At 73.2% G+C, this 2074-nt stretch carries 2 protein-coding genes; one reads left to right on the top strand and one right to left on the bottom strand.

Translation table 11 applies throughout. The features are described from left to right. On the bottom strand, positions 1–585 hold a 585-nt coding region (locus ACWGDE_RS38465), incomplete at its 3' end, for a YihY/virulence factor BrkB family protein (protein ID WP_453393733.1). Between the two features lie 204 nt (positions 586–789). On the opposite strand from ACWGDE_RS38465, the gene lanKC reads away from it, so the two are divergent. After that, positions 790–2074, top strand: a 1285-nt coding sequence (gene lanKC / locus ACWGDE_RS38460; RefSeq protein ID WP_453393732.1) for a class III lanthionine synthetase LanKC, incomplete at its 3' end; no start/stop codon positions are given.

Genomic DNA, 2074 nt, shown 5'->3' with positions numbered 1-2074 from the left:
GCGCAGGAGCGCGATCCCGTCCGGACCGGCCCCACCGGCCGCCCGGGCGACCCGGTGGGCCAGGGGCCCGGACACGACCAGGACCAATGCGCCGACGACGAGCAGGACCAGCAGCCCCACGGCGTTGCCCACCAGCCTGTACGCCGCGCGGAGCGGAGGCCGCGTATCGGGCACCCCGTGCATCGTGTGCAGGGCGCGCCGGAACACGGCCAGATAACTGCACGCCGACCACAGCGCGCTGAGCACACCGCTGATCAGCAGGGCCCAGATCGAGGACTGGTCCGCCGCGAGGCCGTCGAGCGCGTCGCGCAGGACCTGCGCCGATTGAGGGGGCGCGTACGAGGTGAGCCCGGTGACGAGCCGGACCCTCGTCGACTCGCCGAGCAGCCCCACGAGGGAGACCGCGATGACGAGCGCGGGCAGGAGCGCCAGTCCGGCGTAGTAGGTGAGGGCGGCCGCGTGGTCGGCGAGGTTGTCGGTCCACACGTGGACGGCCGTGCGCCGCAGCTGGGCGAGGGTGCGCGCCGCGAGGGCGACGGCGCGTGGACGGCCTCGGCGTGCCGCGCTGCGGAAGGTGTCGGTCATGCCGTGCGAGTGCCCGGCAGCGCCCCGCACATGCGCCTGCGCGGTCCCGCGGAGCGGCGTAACGGATGCCAGGGGCCCGCGTACGGATGGAATCGGACCCCGGTGACTCGTGAGTACTGCACACCCCACCGGTGACAGCCGTGACTGTCGCCGCGTCCGCCATGCGTGACACGGTCGGTTCTGCCACCGACCGAGGGAGCAGGCGTGAACAAGGGGTACGCGGCCTTCTGCGACGCCGACCGCTGGTTCTACGACGCGCCGTACCGGCGCGCCGGTGAGAGCTACCCGGAGGCCCTCGCCCCCGTCCCGCCGGGGTGGCGCTCGCACCGGAGCGGCGACTGGTTCGCGCTGCGTCCCGTCGATGCCGAACTCCCGGCGCAGGGCTGGAAGATCCACGTGTCGGCCACGCTGGACAACGCCGCGTCGCTGCTGGCGACGGTGTACGCGTACTGCACCGCCCGGCGGATCGCCTTCAAGTTCGTACCGAGCCGCTACCTGCTGCACCTGCGCAACGCCAAGTACGCCGACCGCGCCGCGAGCGGGAAGTTCATCACCGTCTACCCGGCCGACGAGCAGCAGTGCCGCCGGATCGCGGAGGACCTCGACGCCGCGCTGGCGGGGGCGGCCGGCCCGTACATCCTCAGCGATCTGCGCTGGGGCGCCGGCCCCGTCCACCTGCGCTACGGCAGTTTCACCCTGCGGCACTGCTACGACGCGCACGGCGCACTGGTGCCGGCGATCGAGGCCCCCGACGGGCGGCTCGTACCGGACCCGCGCGGACCGGTCTTCCAGCCGCCCGAGTGGCTCGAACTGCCGGACTTCCTGGAGCCGCACCTCGCGGCGCGCTCAGCGCTCACCCTGACCGGAGTCCCCTTCACGGTCGAGCGGGCGCTGCACTTCTCCAACGGCGGCGGCGTCTACGTGGGCAAGGACGGCCGCACCGGCGAGACCGTGGTCCTCAAGGAGGCCCGGCCGCACGCCGGCCTCGCGGCCGACGGCGCCGACGCCGTGACCCGGCTGCACCGCGAACGGGCCGCACTGGAAAGGCTGGCGGGCCTCGACTGCGTCCCTGCCGTCCGCGGCACGTTCACGGTCGGGGACCACCACTTCCTGGTGCTGCAACACCTCGCCGGCAAACCCCTCAACACCTACTTCGCCCGCCGCCACCCGCTGATCGAGGCCGATCCCGACCCGGCGGAGCTCGCCTCGTACACCGAGTGGGCCCTGACGATCCACCGGAAGGTCACGGCGGCCGTCGACGCGGTGCACGCCCGCGGCATCGTCTTCAACGACCTCCACCTCTTCAACATCATGGTGGCCGAGGACGAGACGGGCGAACCCTCCGTGGCGCTCCTGGACTTCGAGGCCGCCGCACACGTGGACGAGGGCCTGCGGCAGACCGTGGCCAACCCCGCCTTCGTCGCCCCGGCCGAACGGCGCGGGTTCTCCGTCGACCGCTACGCCCTCGCCTGCCTGCGCCTCGCCCTGT

This window comes from Streptomyces sp. NPDC054956 (assembly GCF_053609185.1).
Note: the sequence above shows the minus strand (reverse complement) of the source record. Positions and strands in the feature narration are given on the sequence as shown.